18 protein-coding genes and 1 other RNA gene are annotated in these 16,009 nt (G+C 70.9%); 14 read left to right on the top strand and 5 right to left on the bottom strand.

Features of this window, described 5'->3' with window-relative positions; all coding sequences use genetic code 11:
- Complete coding sequence (gene glf / locus F0L46_RS18145) at window positions 1-1,155, top strand: UDP-galactopyranose mutase (protein ID WP_149820139.1); 1,155 nt, start codon at window positions 1-3, stop codon at window positions 1,153-1,155.
- 36 nt (window positions 1,156-1,191) lie between these two features.
- Window positions 1,192-3,369 (top strand): family 1 glycosylhydrolase, encoded by a 2,178-nt coding sequence (locus F0L46_RS18140; RefSeq protein WP_149820137.1) that lies wholly within the window; start codon window positions 1,192-1,194, stop codon window positions 3,367-3,369.
- 267 nt (window positions 3,370-3,636) lie between these two features.
- Here F0L46_RS18140 and F0L46_RS18135 read toward each other — a convergent pair whose 3' ends face one another.
- Entirely contained in the window at window positions 3,637-4,209 is a 573-nt protein-coding gene (locus F0L46_RS18135; RefSeq protein ID WP_188312035.1) for a histidine phosphatase family protein, read from the bottom strand.
- Between the two features lie 51 nt (window positions 4,210-4,260).
- Between F0L46_RS18135 and F0L46_RS18130 the strand changes: the two genes are divergently transcribed.
- A complete protein-coding gene (locus F0L46_RS18130; protein ID WP_149820136.1) occupies window positions 4,261-4,626 on the top strand; it encodes a hypothetical protein in 366 nt (121 codons plus the stop codon).
- Here the strand turns inward: F0L46_RS18130 and F0L46_RS18125 are convergent.
- Together F0L46_RS18125 and F0L46_RS18120 are read right to left on the bottom strand one after the other, a co-directional pair.
- A complete protein-coding gene (locus F0L46_RS18125) occupies window positions 4,614-5,852 on the bottom strand; it encodes an allantoate amidohydrolase (RefSeq protein WP_149820134.1) in 1,239 nt (412 codons plus the stop codon). The genes F0L46_RS18130 and F0L46_RS18125 overlap by 13 nt on opposite strands.
- A gap of 55 nt (window positions 5,853-5,907) precedes the next feature.
- Window positions 5,908-7,113 (bottom strand): TadE/TadG family type IV pilus assembly protein, encoded by a 1,206-nt coding sequence (locus tag F0L46_RS18120; protein WP_188312034.1) that lies wholly within the window; start codon window positions 7,111-7,113, stop codon window positions 5,908-5,910.
- Window positions 7,114-7,254: 141 nt separating this feature from the next.
- Between F0L46_RS18120 and ssrS the strand changes: the two genes are divergently transcribed.
- The 9 genes from ssrS (at window position 7,255) to F0L46_RS18075 (ending at window position 12,651) form a co-directional block, all read left to right on the top strand.
- Window positions 7,255-7,411, top strand: a non-coding RNA gene (ssrS, locus tag F0L46_RS18115) — 6S RNA.
- 13 nt (window positions 7,412-7,424) lie between these two features.
- Window positions 7,425-8,006, top strand: a complete 582-nt coding sequence (locus F0L46_RS18110; RefSeq protein ID WP_149820130.1) for a 5-formyltetrahydrofolate cyclo-ligase — start codon at window positions 7,425-7,427, stop codon at window positions 8,004-8,006.
- A 4-nt stretch (window positions 8,007-8,010) separates the two neighbouring features.
- A complete protein-coding gene (locus F0L46_RS18105) occupies window positions 8,011-8,829 on the top strand; it encodes a TIGR00282 family metallophosphoesterase (RefSeq protein WP_149820128.1) in 819 nt (272 codons plus the stop codon).
- Between the two features lie 136 nt (window positions 8,830-8,965).
- Window positions 8,966-9,712 carry a YebC/PmpR family DNA-binding transcriptional regulator gene (locus F0L46_RS18100; protein ID WP_149820126.1) on the top strand — a complete coding sequence of 249 codons (747 nt, stop codon included), beginning with the start codon at window positions 8,966-8,968 and terminating at the stop codon, window positions 9,710-9,712.
- A 51-nt stretch (window positions 9,713-9,763) separates the two neighbouring features.
- Window positions 9,764-10,126, top strand: coding sequence for an antitoxin Xre/MbcA/ParS toxin-binding domain-containing protein (locus F0L46_RS18095; protein ID WP_149820124.1), 363 nt, complete (start codon window positions 9,764-9,766; stop codon window positions 10,124-10,126).
- Window positions 10,123-10,650, top strand: coding sequence for an RES family NAD+ phosphorylase (locus tag F0L46_RS18090; RefSeq protein ID WP_149820122.1), 528 nt, complete (start codon window positions 10,123-10,125; stop codon window positions 10,648-10,650). The genes F0L46_RS18095 and F0L46_RS18090 overlap by 4 nt, the downstream gene beginning before the upstream one ends.
- 65 nt (window positions 10,651-10,715) lie before the next feature.
- Complete coding sequence (gene ruvC, locus F0L46_RS18085) at window positions 10,716-11,225, top strand: crossover junction endodeoxyribonuclease RuvC (RefSeq protein WP_149820120.1); 510 nt, start codon at window positions 10,716-10,718, stop codon at window positions 11,223-11,225.
- 39 nt (window positions 11,226-11,264) lie between these two features.
- Complete coding sequence (gene ruvA, locus F0L46_RS18080; protein WP_149820118.1) at window positions 11,265-11,882, top strand: Holliday junction branch migration protein RuvA; 618 nt, start codon at window positions 11,265-11,267, stop codon at window positions 11,880-11,882.
- A gap of 13 nt (window positions 11,883-11,895) precedes the next feature.
- Complete coding sequence (locus F0L46_RS18075) at window positions 11,896-12,651, top strand: sulfite exporter TauE/SafE family protein (RefSeq protein ID WP_149820117.1); 756 nt, start codon at window positions 11,896-11,898, stop codon at window positions 12,649-12,651.
- 196 nt (window positions 12,652-12,847) lie between these two features.
- Here the strand turns inward: F0L46_RS18075 and F0L46_RS18070 are convergent, their stop codons facing one another.
- A complete protein-coding gene (locus F0L46_RS18070) occupies window positions 12,848-13,429 on the bottom strand; it encodes a Uma2 family endonuclease (protein ID WP_240540052.1) in 582 nt (193 codons plus the stop codon).
- Window positions 13,430-13,589: 160 nt separating this feature from the next.
- On the opposite strand from F0L46_RS18070, the gene ruvB reads away from it, so the two are divergent.
- Both ruvB and F0L46_RS18060 read left to right on the top strand, forming a co-directional pair.
- Window positions 13,590-14,639 carry a Holliday junction branch migration DNA helicase RuvB gene (gene ruvB, locus F0L46_RS18065; RefSeq protein WP_149820115.1) on the top strand — a complete coding sequence of 350 codons (1,050 nt, stop codon included), beginning with the start codon at window positions 13,590-13,592 and terminating at the stop codon, window positions 14,637-14,639.
- Between the two features lie 75 nt (window positions 14,640-14,714).
- Entirely contained in the window at window positions 14,715-15,299 is a 585-nt protein-coding gene (locus tag F0L46_RS18060) for a DUF4337 domain-containing protein (RefSeq protein ID WP_149820113.1), read from the top strand.
- A gap of 49 nt (window positions 15,300-15,348) precedes the next feature.
- Here F0L46_RS18060 and F0L46_RS18055 read toward each other — a convergent pair whose 3' ends face one another.
- The gene (locus F0L46_RS18055) at window positions 15,349-15,906 is read right to left on the bottom strand and encodes a cupin domain-containing protein (protein ID WP_149820111.1); all 558 of its coding nucleotides are present in this window, start codon (window positions 15,904-15,906) and stop codon (window positions 15,349-15,351) included.
- Window positions 15,907-16,009: the final 103 nt, after the last annotated feature.

Here is a 16,009-nt window from a genome sequence, read left to right as displayed (position 1 = left end):
ATGTATGACTGGTTGATCGTCGGCGCCGGGTTCGCCGGCAGCGTGCTCGCCGAGCGCATCGCGACGCAGCGTAACGAGAAGGTTCTGGTCATCGACCGGCGCGATCACATCGCGGGCAACGCCTACGACATGTACGACGAGGCCGGCGTGCTCATGCACCGCTACGGCCCCCACATCTTCCACACCAACTCCAAGCAGATCTTCGACCACCTCTCCCAGTTCACGGACTGGCGCTTCTACGAGCACCGGGTGCTGGGCGAGATCGACGGCCAGCACGTGCCGATCCCGATCAACCTCGACACGGTGAACAAGCTCTACAACCTCAAGCTCACCTCCGAGGAGCTCGAGGGCTGGTTCGCGCAGCGCGCCGAGACCGTGGACGAGATCAAGACCTCCGAGGACGTGGTGGTCTCGAAGGTGGGCCGCGAGCTCTACGAGAAGTTCTTCCGGGGCTACACCCGCAAGCAATGGGGCCTCGACCCCTCCGAGCTCGACAAGTCGGTGACCGCCCGCGTGCCGACCCGAACCAACCGGGACGACCGCTACTTCACCGACGAGTTCCAGTTCATGCCGAAGCACGGCTATACGCGCATGTTCCAGAAGATGCTGCAGCATCCCAACATCCACGTGATGCTCCAGACCGACTACCAGGACGTGAAGCACCTCATCCCGCACCGGCGCACGATCTATAGCGGGCCCATCGACGAGTTCTTCGACTTCCGCTTCGGCCGGCTGCCCTACCGCTCGCTGCAGTTCAAGCACGTCACGCTCGACCAGGCCTGGTTCCAGCCGGTCGGCACCGTGAACTATCCCATGACGCAGGATTACACCCGCATCTCGGAATACAAGCACCTCACGGGCCAGGACCACCCGCGCACGACGATCACCTACGAGTATCCGGCGGCCGAAGGCGACCCCTACTACCCGGTGCCCAAGCCCGAGAACCAGGAACTGTTCAAGCGCTACGAGAAGCTCGCGAACGCCACGCCGGACGTGTGGTTCGTCGGGCGCCTCGCCACCTACCGCTACTACAACATGGACCAGATCGTGGGCCAGGCGCTCGCGACCTTCCGGCGGATCCAGGAGGCCCTGCCCTCGGGCGCCGAGACCGACAAGGTCTCAGTGGTGGCGTCGAGCGCGGCGATCGCCTCCTGAGGGGAGGCGGGCGCACCAACGGAGGCTGACAGAAGCATGGCGGACCGACAACCGATCGAGCTCTGGGGCGGGCTCGAATGCACCATCGCGCGCGTCGGCGACGACTATCGCGACCAGCTCGCCGAGACCGGTCACCGCGACCGGCCCGGCGACCTGGACCTGGTGGCGGGCTTAGGCATCCGGACGCTGCGCTATCCCGTCCTATGGGAGAGCGTGGCGCCCGACCATCCCGAGCGGTGCGACTTCCGCTGGCACGACGAGCGGTTCGCGCAGCTGCGCGCGCTCGGGATCAGGCCCATCGCGGGCCTGGTCCACCACGGCTCGGGACCGCGCTACACGAGCCTCGTCGATCCCGCCTTCCCCGACCTGTTCGCGGCCTATGCGGCTCGCGTCGCGGAACGCTACCCCTGGGTCGACCTGTGGACCCCCGTGAACGAGCCCCTCACCACGGCGCGCTTCTCGGGGCTCTACGGGCACTGGTATCCGCACGGGCACGACGAGGCCACGTTCCTGCGGGCGCTCGTCGTCGAGTGCAAGGCCACGCTTCTCGCCATGCGGGCGATCCGCCGGGTCAACCCGACGGCCCAGCTCGTCCAGACCGACGACCTCGGCAAGATCTTCTCGACGCCGACGCTCGCCTACCAGGCCGAGTACGAGAACGAGCGCCGCTGGCTCACCTTCGATCTCCTGTGCGGTCGGGTCGGGCCCGGGCACCGCTTCTGGCGGACCTTCCTCGACGCCGGCGTGCCGGAGGCGGACCTCGCCCTGCTGCGCGACGGCGACGGGGCGCCCGACATCTTCGGCATCAACCATTACCTGACGAGCGACCGCTATCTCGACCAGCGGCTCGACCGCTATCCCGAGCACCATCGGGGCGGGAACGGCCGGCACCGCTACGCCGACGCCGAGGCCGTGCGGGTCCATCTGCCCGAGAGCGAGATCGGCTTCGCGGCGCGCCTTCGCGAGACCTGGGCGCGCTACGGCCGCCCGATCGCCATCACGGAGGTGCATCACGGCTGCTCGCGCGACGAGCAATTGCGCTGGCTCGTCGAGGTCTGGAACGCGGCCCACACGGTGCGCGACGAGGGCGTCGACATGCGCGGCGTCACGATCTGGACCCTGTTCGGCACCATGGACTGGTCGAGCCTGCTCACCCAGCGGCGCGGCCATTACGAGGCGGGGCCCTTCGACGTGCGCGGGCCCGCGCCCCGGCGCACGGCGCTCGCCCACGCCGCCGAGTCCCTCGCCAAGACGGGCGCCTACGACCATCCCGTCCTCGACCGGGCGGGCTGGTGGTGGCGCGACGAGCGCTTCTACCGGCCCAAGGGCCGGGCCGCGGGGTCGGGCGTGCGCGTCGCGGTGCCCCGCCGCGTGCTCGTCACGGGCGCCACGGGGACGCTGGGCCGGGCCATGGCGCGGGTGTGCGACCATCGCGGCCTCGACCACGTGGTGACGAGCCGAGCCGAGCTCGACATCGCCGACCGCGCGAGCGTGCGCGCGGCCCTGGAGCGCCACCGTCCCTGGGCGGTGGTGAACACGGCGGGCTACGTGCGCGTCGCGGACGCGGAGCGCGAGCCCGAGCGCTGCCGGCGCGAGAACGCGGACGGAGCGGCGGTCCTCGCCGAGGCCTGCGCGGGGCTCGGGATCCCCTACCTCACCTTCTCCAGCGACCTCGTCTTCGACGGACGGAAGGGTGCGGCTTATGTCGAGAGCGACCCCGCGGCGCCCGCCGGCGTCTACGGCGCCACGAAAGCCGAGGCCGAGCGGCGGGTCCTGGAGGCCCATCCGGGAGCGCTCGTCGCCCGCACGAGCGCGTTCTTCGGCCCGTGGGACCGGCACAACTTCGTCTGGGCGGTGCTCAACGCGGTGAACGCGGGGCGCGCCTTCGAGGCGGGCCAGGACGTGGTCTCGCCCACCTACGTCCCCGACCTCGTCCACGGCGCCCTCGATCTCCTCATCGACGGCGGCCAAGGGGTCTGGCATCTCGCCAACCGGGGCTCGATGTCCTGGGCCGAGCTTGCCCGCCATGTCACGGTGGCGGCGGGGTTCGATCCGGATCTCGTCCGCGTCACGGGCGAGGGGCCCGTCCGCGACACCACCCTGTCCAGCGAGCGCGGCCTGCTCCTGCCGGAGCTGGAGGGCGCGATCGACCGCTATTTCCGCGAGGCGGACGGCGACTGGGTTCTCGACGACGTCGCCCTCGCGGCGGAATAGCGGCTCCGCTCGCCCTGTACCCTCGTCCTGGCAGGCAGGCGCGAAAGACGGCGATTGCCCCGCCTCCACCCTCGTCCTGGGGCGCCCCGCAACGCGGGGCCTCGAAGGGCGCTCCAGGGTCTCCGGACGGCTGTGGAAGCGTCCTGCGTGCTTTGAGACGCCCGCTCTGCGGGCTCCTCAGGATGAGGGGAATGTCTGGATTGGCGTGGTACCCCCTCACCCCTGGCGCTTCGTGCATCCCACTCCCTAGGGGAGAGGAAAGCCCCATCAACCCCCCGCGATCCGCCCGGCGACGGGAAAGCCCTGGGCCGCATCGAGGCGTAGGACCAGGGTCTCGCCCATGGCGGGAAAGATCCCCGTCAGCGCCGTGATGTTCACCTGATGGGTCACGAGCACGGCGACCGTGCCCTCGGCCGGCAGGGCGCTCAGGAGCGCGCGCAGCGCCGCCGTCGACCGCTGCGCCTCGCCCCGGGCGTCGAAGAACGAGTTCAGCGCCTCGGGCGCGGCCTCGACGCGCGCGAGCCCCAGGGCGGTGCCCGTGTCGAGGCAGCGGCACCATTGGCTGGAGAGAACCCGGGCGACCCGCACGCCCCGCTCGCGATAGGCTCCGCCGAGGCGGGCCGCCGCCGCCCGTCCCGCCTCGCTGAGGTTGCGCTGCGTGCTGCAATCCTCCAGGCGGAAGCCCGGCGGATCGCCCGTGCCCGGCACCGTCTGGGCGTGGCGCATGAGCGCCGCGTGGCCGCCGCGGGCCAGCGCCGCCCAGGCCTCGTCCGCGGCGCGGGCCATGTTGCCGAAGGCGGCGAGGGCCGGCCCGGCGAGGAACGTGCGACGGTCGAGCATGGAGCGGTCTCCGGGCCGGGCGATCCGGCGTCTCCTGTGGTACGCTCGCGCATGCGCTCCCGGATTTATGCCCTGCTCCGCTCCGAGACCCTGTTCATCGCCCTCTCGGCCGGGAGCGCGGCGCTCGCCGCCGTGTCCGCCTTCGCCTGGCTCGGCTTCTTCGGGATCCTGCTCCTTGGCCTCCTCACGCTCGTGATCAGCCTGCGGGTGGGCATCGAGGAGGACGGGCCGTCGGGCTCGGGCCACACGCCGGGGCTCTACGCCATGTCCCTGCGCGATCCCGCCACCGCCGAGGAGCGCCTGGCGCGCTCAGGAGAATCCGCCGCGTTCCGGCGCCTGCTGCGCTTCGTCAACGGGGTGGGAGCGGCCCTCGTGGTGATCGGCGGCGCGGGCTTCTGGTGGCTTCAGCTCGGCTGACGAGCCCGTCCGATCGCCTTGATCGCCTCCAGGAGCACCCGCACCGCGACGTCGGCGTCCTCCGCCGTGATCGACTCGGCCGGGTTGTGGCTGACGCCGCCGAGGCAGCGCACGAACAGCATCGCCGTGGGGCCGAGCGCCGCCATCGCGACCGCGTCGTGACCCGCGCCCGAGACGAGGCGCCGGGGCGCCAGGCCGCTCGCCGCCATGGCGGATTCTAGGGCGGCCGTGAGGCCCGGATCCATGGGGGTCGCGGGCGATTCCATCGTGGGCTCGATGCCGAAGCCGACCCCGCGCCGCTCGGCGATGGCCCGGCACTCGGCCTCGAGATCCGTCATCATGGCGGCGCGCACCGCGTCGTCGGGGGCGCGCGCGTCCACCGTGAAGTCGACCCGGGCCGCGATGACGTTGACGGCGCCGGGCTGGGGGCGGGCGACGCCAACAGTGGCGACCGTGTCGGTGCGCCGGGCGCCGATGCGCTCCACCGCGCCGATCATCTCGGCGGCGGCGGCGAGCGCGTCGCGGCGCATGGCCATCGGCACCGTGCCGGCATGCCCCGCCTCGCCCACCACGTGGCAGCGCAGGCGCGTGATCCCCACGATGCCGGAGACCACGCCCACGGGGCGGTTCTCTGCCTCCAGCACCGGCCCCTGCTCGATATGCACCTCGAGATAGCCCACCACGTCCCGGGGATCGCGCCCGAGCCCCGCGACGCCCGCGGGATCCGCCCCGAACGCCTGGAGCGCATCGCGAACCGACACGCCGTCCGCGTCGCGGCCCTCGAGCCAGGCGGGATCGTAGCGGCCCGCCACCGCGTATGAGGTGGAGAGATTGGTGGGAAAGCGCACGTTCTCCTCGTCGCCGAAGGCGAGGAGCTCCACGGCGAAGGGCAGGTCGGCGCCTTCGCGCGCCAGCGCCTCCAGGGCCACGAGCCCCGCCACAACCCCGAGCGGCCCGTCGAAGCGGCCCGCGTCCACGACGCTGTCGATATGCGAGCCGATGAGGAGGACGGGCCCGGTCTCCGGGCCATGGCGGCCCACCACGTTGCCCACCGCGTCGATATGGGCCCGCAGGCCGGCGCCCTCCATCAGGCCCCGCACGACCTCCGCCGTCGCCCGGTGGGCGGGGGAGAGGTAGAGCCGCGTGAGGCCGGGGCCGTCCGTGTGGCGGGCAAGATCGTCGACGAGGCGCATGACGCGCTCGCCGAAGGCATGGTTCGAGATCATGGCGCGAGGCTAGCGGGGCGCGCGCTCGCGTCAATGGCGATCGGGCCGGCGTCGATCACTCCACCAGGGCCATCGCGCCGCCCACGCTGATGCGGCGGGTGGGATCGTCGGCGAGGTCGACCTTCCAGGTGGACGAGGAGTTCACGATGGCCGTGCGCGCCACCATGGTGAGCCGGCGGGCCTGGACGCTCGACGACGAGTTCAGGGTCACGTTGCGGCTCGGCAGGTAGTAGAGGCCGTTCGTCTGCATGTCCGAGGCGGAGTTCAGGTTGAGGTTCGAGGCCGTGGCGATCCCCGGCGGCTCGAACATCGCGATCCCGGCATAGGTGCCCGAGGTCGGCGGCGTCAGCGCCATCTTGGTCGAGGAGTTCATCTGCAGCAGGCTGCTCGACGTCTCCAGGTAGAACGTCACGCCGTTCGCCACGACGTCGATGCTGCTGTTGATGTTCACCGTGCCGCGGATCCGGTGGAGGCCCGGCGCGAAGGTGACGGTGCCCGAGCCGTTGAAGTTCAGGTTGCCGCAGATGACGCTGTTGGCGGGGATGGTCGGGTTCGAGCCCCCGTTGAGGGCGAGGTCCGTGTGGGTGCAGGTGGCCGCGGCGGGAAGAACAGGCAGCTTGCCCGCGAAGGGATCGCTCACGGGCTGGCAGCCCGGCTTGTAGCTCTGGCGCGAGGGCGAGCTGTTGAGGGTGATCTGCCCGGCGACGCACAGGCGGCTCGTGACGAGGGACGAGCTCGAGTTCACGATCACGGCTCCCTGGCTCGCGGTCGACCGCACGTGGACCTCGCAATTGGGCATGTCGATCGTGGAGGACGAGTTCATCGTCAGGCCCGTGCCGGTGGGCACGAGAACGAGCAGGCAGACATTGCCCAGGCGCCCCGCCCCGACGCTCGCGCCGCCCCTGACCGAGACGGGCATCGTCGCGATGCCGACGGCCTGCATGACCGCGGTCTTGACGGTGGCGTCGGCCGTGCCCCGCAGCACCCCACCGTCATCCACCCAGAAGCGAGCCTTGTCGCCGCTCCGCTCGCTCGCATAGGCCTTGGTAGCGGTCCCCACCTGGTCGCTGGAGCCCGCGCCGGCGAGGAGCGCCATGTCGAGGGCGGATTGCATGAGGGCGCGCTCGCGGGAGGCGCGGCTGTAGTCCACCGCCGATCCCACCATCGCGAGGAGCGGGAGCATGGCGAGCGCGAAGATGACCGCGACGCTGCCGTCGCGAGCGCCTGCGAACCGGGACATGAGCATGAAACGTGCCTCCATGAACCTGTCCATAGGGGGATCGTCTCAATTTGACGTTTAAACGATCCACGAAATTCGGGCCTATTCGCGGGATTCTGCGGGAGCGGGATTTCGCCCGCGCGCCCTCTTCCGGAATCGCGCCGCGCCTCCTACATTGGGTGGGCGGGGCTGTGGGGTGCGTTAGGAGTTCATATTCCCCGGGGCCTTATCGATCCCAACGGGAGCTGTACCTGACCTGGTCCGTGGACCAGGACACACGGCGCCCACCTACGTTGTAGGTTCCCGGGATCGCTACTCCGACGCCTTTCGCGGCTCCGCACTCGTCTCCTCCCATGACCGATCCCTCCACGGCCGCCGCCAAGAGCGCCCTTCGCCGCGAGGCCCTCGCCCGCCGCGACGCGCTTGCCCCTGATGTGCGCGCCGACGCCTCGCGGGCAATCGCGGATCGCGTGCTCTCCCGCCGCGACCTCCTGGGGGCCGGGCCCGTCGGCGCCTATTGGCCGGTCCGCTCCGAGGTCGACACCCGCCCCCTCATCGAGGCGCTGGCGGGACACGGGACGCCGGTCGCCCTCGCGCGCATCCACCATCCCGATTTGAGCTGGCGCCTGTGGCGCCCGGGTGACGCCCTCATCAAGGGGGCTTTCGGCGTCGGCGAGCCCCTGCCCGACGCTCCTGCCTGCTCGCCCGCCGCGCTCCTCGTGCCGCTCGCCGCCTTCGACCGGCGGGGCGGGCGCCTCGGCTACGGCAAGGGCCATTTCGACCGCTCCATCGCGGCCCTCTCCGACGTGCATCCCGTGCTCGCCATCGGCCTTGCCTTCGGCGTACAGGAGATGGCGGAGATCCCGCTCGAACCCCACGACCGCCGCCTGGACTGGGTGGTCACGGAGCGCGAGATCATCCGGACGGGAATCTAGGCCGATGCGACTTCTCTTTCTTGGCGACGTGGTGGGACGGCCGGGGCGCCAGGCCGTCATGGAGCGCCTGCCGGCCCTGCGCGAGCGCTGGCTCCTCGATTGCGTGGTGGTCAACGGCGAGAACGCGGCGGGCGGTTTTGGCATCACGGAGGCGATCTGCGACGAGATCCTCGCGGCGGGCGCCGATGCCGTGACGCTCGGCAACCACAGCTTCGACCAGCGCGAGGCCCTCGTCTTCATCACCCGCCAGACCCGCCTCGTCCGCCCCGCCAACTATCCCCCGGGCACGCCGGGTCGGGGCGCCATGCTCGTGGAGGCGCGCGGCGGCGCCCGCGTCCTCGTGGTCAACGTCATGGGCCGCCTCTACATGGATGCCCTCGACGACCCCTTCGCCGCCGCCGACCGCGAGCTCGACGCCTGCCCCTTAGGCCAGGTGGCGGATGCCGTGATCGTTGACGTGCACGCGGAGGCGACGAGCGAGAAGCAGGCCATGGGCTACCACCTCGACGGCCGCGCGAGCCTCGTGGTTGGCACCCACACCCACGTCCCCACCGCCGACGCCCGCATCCTGCCCGGCGGCACCGCCTATCTCTCCGACGCCGGCATGTGCGGCGACTACGAGTCCGTGCTCGGCATGCACCGCGACGAGCCCGTGCGCCGCTTCCTCCAGAAGACGCCCGGCGCCCGGCTCGAGGCGGCAACGGGTGAGGGGACCCTGTGCGGCATCGCGGTGGAGACGGACGGTCGGGGCCTTGCAGTCCGGGCGGCGCCGGTGCGGATCGGGCCGCATCTCCAGGAGGCGGGGCCGGACTGGTGGGAGTAGGGCGGCGCGCCCGGCTTCAACCTTTGCGAACGCTGCGCCCGGCCTTATAAGCGGGGCGACATTTCCGCTAAGCCCGGACGCCTGCCTCGCCGCCGCGAGCGCACGGCCCGATGCCCAACGACCGACGGAACACGCCATGGCCGGACATTCGCAGTTCAAGAACATCATGCACCGCAAGGGGCGGGTGGACGCGCAGCGCTCCAAGCTGTTCTCCAAGCTCGCCCGCGAGATCACGGTCTCAGCCAAGATGGGCTTGCCCGATCCCAACATGAACCCGCGCCTGCGCGCCGCGATCCTCGCCGCGCGCGCCGAGAACATGCCCAAGGACAACATCGAGCGGGCGATCAAGAAGAGCCAGGGCGGCGATGCGGAGAGCTACGACGAGATCCGCTACGAGGGCTACGGCCCGGCGGGCGCGGCGCTCATCGTCGAGGCGATGACCGACAACCGCAACCGCACGGCCTCCGACATCCGCTCGCTCTTCACGAAGTCCGGCGGCAACCTCGCCGAGACGGGCGCCGTGTCCTTCATGTTCGACCGCATCGGCCTCGTGGCGTTCGACGCCGCCAAGGCCGACGCCGACACCATGCTGGAGGCCGCCATCGAGGCGGGCGCCGACGACGTGGTCTCCACCGAGGACGGGCACGAGGTCTATTGCGCCGCCGACAGCCTCGCCGAGGTCGCCCGCGCGCTTGAGGCCCGCTTCGGCGACCCGCGCAAGACGTCCCTCGTCTGGAAGGCCCAGACCACCGTCGACGTGGACGACGAGGCCGGCGAGAAGCTCGTGCGCCTCATGGAAAATCTCGAGGAGCACGACGACGTCCAGAACGTCTACGCCAATTTCGAGGTCTCCGACGCGCTCGCCGCGAAGCTCGGGGCTTGATCCGGGCTTGAGAAGTGCTCACCTTGTGCATGTCACGCACAAGAGGCGCCCATGTTGAGCGAGTTCCTGGCCGAGGTGACCGATAGCCGCCGGCGCATGATCTCGCCCCAGCGGATCGCCGATCGCCTGCGCGTCACCCAGGCGGAGGTGGCGCGCCTCGCCAAGGTGCACCGCAACACCCTGGCGCAAAAGCCTGATTCTGCGGTCGTCCAGGAGGGTTTGGGCGAGATCGCCCGAATCGTCTCCACGGCTGCCGACCTCTTGGGCGGCGACACGGGCCGGGCCGTGGTCTGGTTCCGGCATCAGCCCTTGTCGGGCTTCGACGGCCGCACCGCCGCGGAGCTTGTCGAAGCCGGCAATGGCGCAGCCGTCCTCGCCCATCTCGCGATGCTGCGCGACGGCGTCTACGGTTGATCCCTGGCGCCGCGCCCATCCACGTCGCCGGTCGCTTCTGGCGCATGCTCGCCCCACGCTGGTCGCATCAGCCCCTGAGCGGGGAGGGGGCGGCACGCCATGGCGGGCGCTACAACGCGCCCGGTACGCCTGCCCTCTACATGTCGGAGGCGTTCACGATGGCCGTGGCGGAATACGAGCAGGATCTTGGGATCCGCCCCGGTATGCTGTGCGCCTACGATGTCGAGGCCGGCGGCATCCTCGACCTGACGGATCCGGCGACGCTCGCGGCACTTGGCACGACGCCCGCCGATCTCGCCGCACCCTGGAAGCAGATCGCCCTGATCGAGCGGGGACGCCCTCCGACCTGGGATCTCGCGGGCCGCCTGATCGAGGCCGGCGCGATCGGGGTACGGGTCCCCTCAACGCGCGCGGCGGGCGCGAATCTCGTCCTCTGGCGCTGGAACACGGCACTCGGTGCGCGGGTCGCGGCCCTCGATCCCCTCGGCGACCTGCCCCGCAGCCCCCGCTCGTGGGAGCCCTGATTGACAACGCGCCCGCCCCGCGCGACCACTCGCCCTGTCCCGACCCCGAACCCCGGCGCCCTCGCGTGAATCGCATCCGCATCCTCGGACTCGACCCCGGCCTGCGCAAGACCGGCTGGGGCATGATCACGCTGGAGGGCACGCGGCTCGGCTATCTGGGCTGCGGCGTCGTCCAGTCGGACGGCGACCTGGAGCTCGCGCTGCGCTTGAAGCAGCTCTTCGAGGCCATCGGGCGGGTGGTCGAGGAATGGGAGCCCGACGAGGTCGCCGTGGAGGAGACCTTCGTCAACAAGGACGCGCAGGCGACCCTGAAGCTCGGCCACGCCCGCGCCATGGCGCTCATCGTGCCCGCGCTCGCGGGGCTGCCCGTGGCCGAGTACGGCGCCAACCAGGTCAAGAAGACCGTGGTGGGGGTGGGCCACGCCGAGAAGGCGCAGGTCCAGGCCATGGTGCGCATCCTGCTGCCGAAATCCGACGCCAAGACGGCGGACGCGGCGGACGCGCTCGCCATCGCCATCGCGCATGCCCATCAGCGCAAGGCGCGCTCTCTTGGCGCATCCCTGATGCGGGCTTGAATTCCTACATGAAGGGCCGACCTCAGGTGATGCAATCCCATGATCGGTAAGCTCAAGGGCGTGGTGGACTCCTATTCGGAGGACCACGTCATCCTCGACGTGCACGGCGTCGGCTACGTGGTGCACTGCTCGGCCCGGACCCTCCAGAAGCTGCCCCCCGTGGGCGAGGCGGCGGTCCTGTCCATCGACACCCATGTGCGCGAGGACATGATCCGCCTCTACGGCTTTCGCACGGACGCCGAGCGCGAGTGGTTCCGCCTGCTCCAGGGCGTGCAGGGCGTGGGCTCCAAGGTGGCGCTCGGCATCCTCTCCGTGCTGGAGCCGGGGCAGCTCGCGAGCGCCATCGCGACGGGCGACAAGGGCTCCATCGCGCGCGGCCCCGGCGTGGGGCCCAAGCTCGCGGCGCGCATCTGCGCCGAGCTGAAGGACAAGGCGCCGGCCTTCGCGGGCGTCGACCCGGCGCTGATCCGCCTCACCGACGCCATGGAGGACCGCTCCGCGCCCCGGCCCGTGGCGGACGCGGTCTCGGCTTTGGTCAATCTCGGCTACCCGCAGGTGCAGGCCTCCGCGGCGGTGGCGGCCGCCATGAAGAGCGCGGGCGAGGACGCGGAGGCGAAGACCCTGATCCGCTTAGGGCTGCGCGAGCTGGCGCGGTAGGAGGCGGTCGGCGATGGCTTTCGCGCTCGCCGACCTCACCCTCGCGCAGATCGCGCTCGTCGCCGCCACCGCGTTCGGCGCTTCCATCATCGGCGGGCTCGCGGGCTACGGCACGGGCCTCCTCCTGCCCCTGGTGCTCGCTCCGATCATCGGCCCCGAAAACGTGGTGCCGGTGATCTCGGTGACCGCGCTCTTCACCAATGTGAGCCGCTTCCTCGCCCTGCGGACGTACGTGGCCTGGGGCGCCGTGGCGCGGATCGTGCCCGCGGCCCTCCTGCCCACCGCGCTCGGCGCCACGCTCTTCGCGGGGCTCGACGCCCGGGGCGCCGCCCTCGTAATCGGCTCGGCCCTGATCGCCCTCGTGCCCCTGCGCCGCATCCTGCAGAAGCGGGGCTTCACCCTCACCGCGGGCCAGCTCGTCCCGGCGGGGGCGGCCTACGGCTTCGTGACGGGCGGCACCTCGGGGGCCGGGGTGATCCTGGTGTCGTTCCTCATGGCGGCGGGGCTCGCAGGCCCTGCGGTGGTGGCGACGGACGCCGCGATCTCGATCCTCATCGGCACGGTCAAGGCCGCCACCTTCGGCTTCAACCAGGCGCTCCCGGCGCCGCTCCTGATCTTCGCGCTACTCGTCGGCTGCGCCACGGTGCCCGGCGCCTTCGTGGCCAAGGCCCTGCTCCACCGCCTGCCGGTGCGGATCCACACCGCGATGCTGGAGATCGCCATCCTCGCCGGCGGCGCCGTCCTGGTCTGGCGGGGGCTTGCGGGTTGAGCTTTGCAGCCCAAGCCCCACCTTCGTCCTGAGCCTCTTCGCCCCTCCCACCTCGTCCTGAGGCGCGAGCGGAGCGAGCCTCGGAGGGCGCTCCAGGGGGACCCCTCCGGCTCACGACCATGCTGCGTGCTCCGAGGCTCCCCAGCGGCTCGCGCCTTAGCATGAGGGGGCAGATCGTTTACCCCGGCTCAGCCTCTCAGCCGAAGACCCGGGCGTAGATGTCACGCAAGGGGAGGGAGACGCCGATTGCTGGTAGGTCGAGAGCGGCGTCGAGGCCCTCCAGCTCCCGGTTCGTCCAGACCTCGCCGGCACGGTCGAACACCTCGACGAGCGGCCTATCGCGGGTGACGAGGACGTAGTGGCGCAGCGAGGGAAGCTGGCGGTAGACGTGCCACTTCTCGTAACGGTCGCGCGCCTCGCTTCCCACCGACATGACCTCGACCAATACGGCCGGATCGCTCGCCGAGGTGGCTCCGGGCTCCAGGCTGCCGCACACCACCATCACGTCGGGCAGCATCGCGGCCTCGAGAGGCCGGCTCTTCAGGTAGAACGTCTCGGTGAACACCTGGCAGGACGACCCAGCGGCGTCGAGAGCGTTGCCGACGTGACGCGACAGGTTGTTGACGATGCGAGCGTGCTCCCAGCGCGCGCCGACCATCATCCTGACGACTCGCCCGCCGATCAGCTCCCAGCGCTCGTCCGACGGCTTGTCGGCGAGCGCCTCCTCGAAATCGTCCAGGCTCATATACTCGAAGCCGGGCTGGCGGACGGCGATCATGCGCAACCTCGCATTGGCTTTCGAGACAATATCATAAACGCAAAGCCCCCGCGCTCATGCGATATTTCGCCCTGAACAAAAGCGAAACACGCATCCAATCCCCATATGTGGTACAGCCCTCGGGCCTGCTGCGCGCGGGCCCGACCGACCTGGATTCCCGATGACCCAAGCCAACCGCCTCGTCACCCCGGAGAAGCGTATGGACGATCTCGAATCGTCGATCCGGCCCCTCGCGCTGTCCGAGTTTACCGGCCAACGCGCGGCGCGGGCCAATCTCCAGGTGTTCATCGACGCGGCCAAGACCCGCGGCGATGCCCTCGACCATGTGCTCTTCGTCGGGCCCCCGGGGCTAGGCAAGACCACGCTCGCCCAGATCGTCGCCCGCGAGCTCGGCGTGAACTTCCGCTCGACCTCCGGGCCCGTCATCGCCAAGGCGGGGGATCTGGCGGCGCAGCTCACGAATCTCGAGGAGCGGGACGTTCTCTTCATCGACGAGATCCACCGCCTCAACCCCGCCGTGGAGGAGATCCTCTACCCCGCCATGGAGGACTACCAGCTCGACCTCATCATCGGCGAGGGCCCGGCCGCGCGCTCGGTGAAGATCGAGCTGCCGAAGTTCACGCTGGTCGGCGCCACCACCCGCGCGGGCCTCCTCACCACCCCCTTGCGCGACCGCTTCGGCATCCCGATCCGCCTGGAATTCTACACGGTGGACGAGCTGGAGCTCATCGTGAAGCGCGGCGCGCGGGTGCTGGGCCTCGGCATGACGGACGAGGGCGCCAACGAGGTGGCCAAGCGCTCGCGGGGCACCCCGCGCATCGCCGGGCGGCTCCTGCGCCGGGTGCGGGATTTCGCCATCGTCGACGGCGCGGCCGAGGTGACGCGGGCGATCGCCGACCGGGCCCTGCGCCTCCTCGACGTCGACCCCGTGGGCCTCGACATCATGGACCGCAAGTACCTCACCCTCGTGGCGAACTCGTTCGGCGGCGGGCCGGTGGGGATCGAGACCATCGCGGCGGCGCTCTCCGAGCCCCGCGACGCCATCGAGGAGATCATCGAGCCCTACCTCATCCAGAAGGGCTTCATCCAGCGCACCCCCCGCGGGCGCATCCTCACCCCCCACGCCTTCCGCCATCTCGGCCTGCCCGAGCCCAACCGCGACCCCGCCGCGCAATACGGCCTGTTCGCCGGCGGCGACGCCGAGGATTAAGGCCGCCTCTGTCGATTGCCGGATGTCGCCCGCCCCGGGCCTCGTCTATGAGGGGTCAAAACACGGGGGCGGATCATGAAGGCGCACGAGGCGAGCGAGAACGTATCGGAGGTGCACGAGCGGGGCGCCAAGCGGGTGGCCCTGCTCATCGCGACGCTCGCGGCGCTCCTCGCCATCATTGAGGTGGCCGGCGGCAACGCCGAGCAGGACGCCCAGAAGAGCAACGTGGACGCGGCGAATCTCTGGTCGTTCTACCAGGCCAAGACGATCCGCCAGACCGTGCTGCGGGCGGACGCCGACCGGCTCGAGCTCGACCTGCCGGCGATGGCGCCCGAGCGCCAGGAGGCCGCCCGCAAGCTCGTCGCCCAATGGCGCGCCGACATCGCGCGCTACGAGAGCGAGCCGGGGCCGACCGGCGGCGAGGGCCGGCGCGAGCTCGTGACGCGGGCCAAGGCGGCCGAGGCCCTGCGCGACCTGTCGCTCGCCAAGGACGACATGTTCGATTTCGCCTCCGCCGCCATGCAGCTCGCCATCGTGCTCGCCTCGGCCTCCGTGGTGGTGGGGATCGGCTGGCTCGCCTTCCTCGGCGCGGGGGTCGGCGCCGTGGGCGCGGTCTTCGCGATCCTCGGCTTCGTCGCGCCGACCCTCCTGCACTTCTAGGGGCCGCGCCGTCCCGGGCTCTGCCGGACCTCGGCGCGAGAGCCGCCGCTCACCGGGCGTCCAGCGCGTCGCGGAAGTCGTTCAGGTCCGCGTCGACGGAGGAGGGGGCGTCGATCCAGTCCCGCATGGGCCCGCCGGTGACCGGGTCGCGCGCCGGGATGGGCAGCATCATGATGCGCTTGGCCGCCGCGCGCCGCTCCTCCTCGGTGATCGCCTCCTCCTGCATGTTGTCCCAGTCGCGGCCGTCCGGGTAGCCGCCCACCATCACGATGTCCTCGCTCGACCCCACCATCTTGTGCGAGACGCCGGCCGGCATGACGATCACGTCTCCCGCCTCGATGCGCACCCGTGTCCCGCCGCGACCGAAGAGCTCCACCTCCATCCAGCCCACGGCGCAGCCCAGGCATTCATGGGTGGTCGAGTGGAAATGCGGGTAGGTGTAGATGCCCGGATAGCTCCAGTTGTTGAGCCACCCGTTCTCGCGGAAGCGCGCCTTGACGGCCTCGACCCCGCCGCCGGGGATCGCCCCGCGATGGACGAGGAGGGGGAAGCGGCTGTTGGGCAGCATCCCGCTCGGGCGCGACCAGTGATGTTGGGTCTCTCGCATGGCTCTCCCCAGGGATCCTCGTCACGGCCCGGCGCTCACGGCTCGTCGGCCGGCCTGGACGTATCGTATCAGCGAGGCGGCCCGCAAATCCAGGTGCGCGCCG

The sequence above is a fragment of the Salinarimonas soli genome, assembly GCF_008386575.1.
Lineage (GTDB): Bacteria > Pseudomonadota > Alphaproteobacteria > Rhizobiales > Beijerinckiaceae > Salinarimonas_A > Salinarimonas_A soli.
This window is presented reverse-complemented; position numbering and strand designations above follow the sequence as displayed.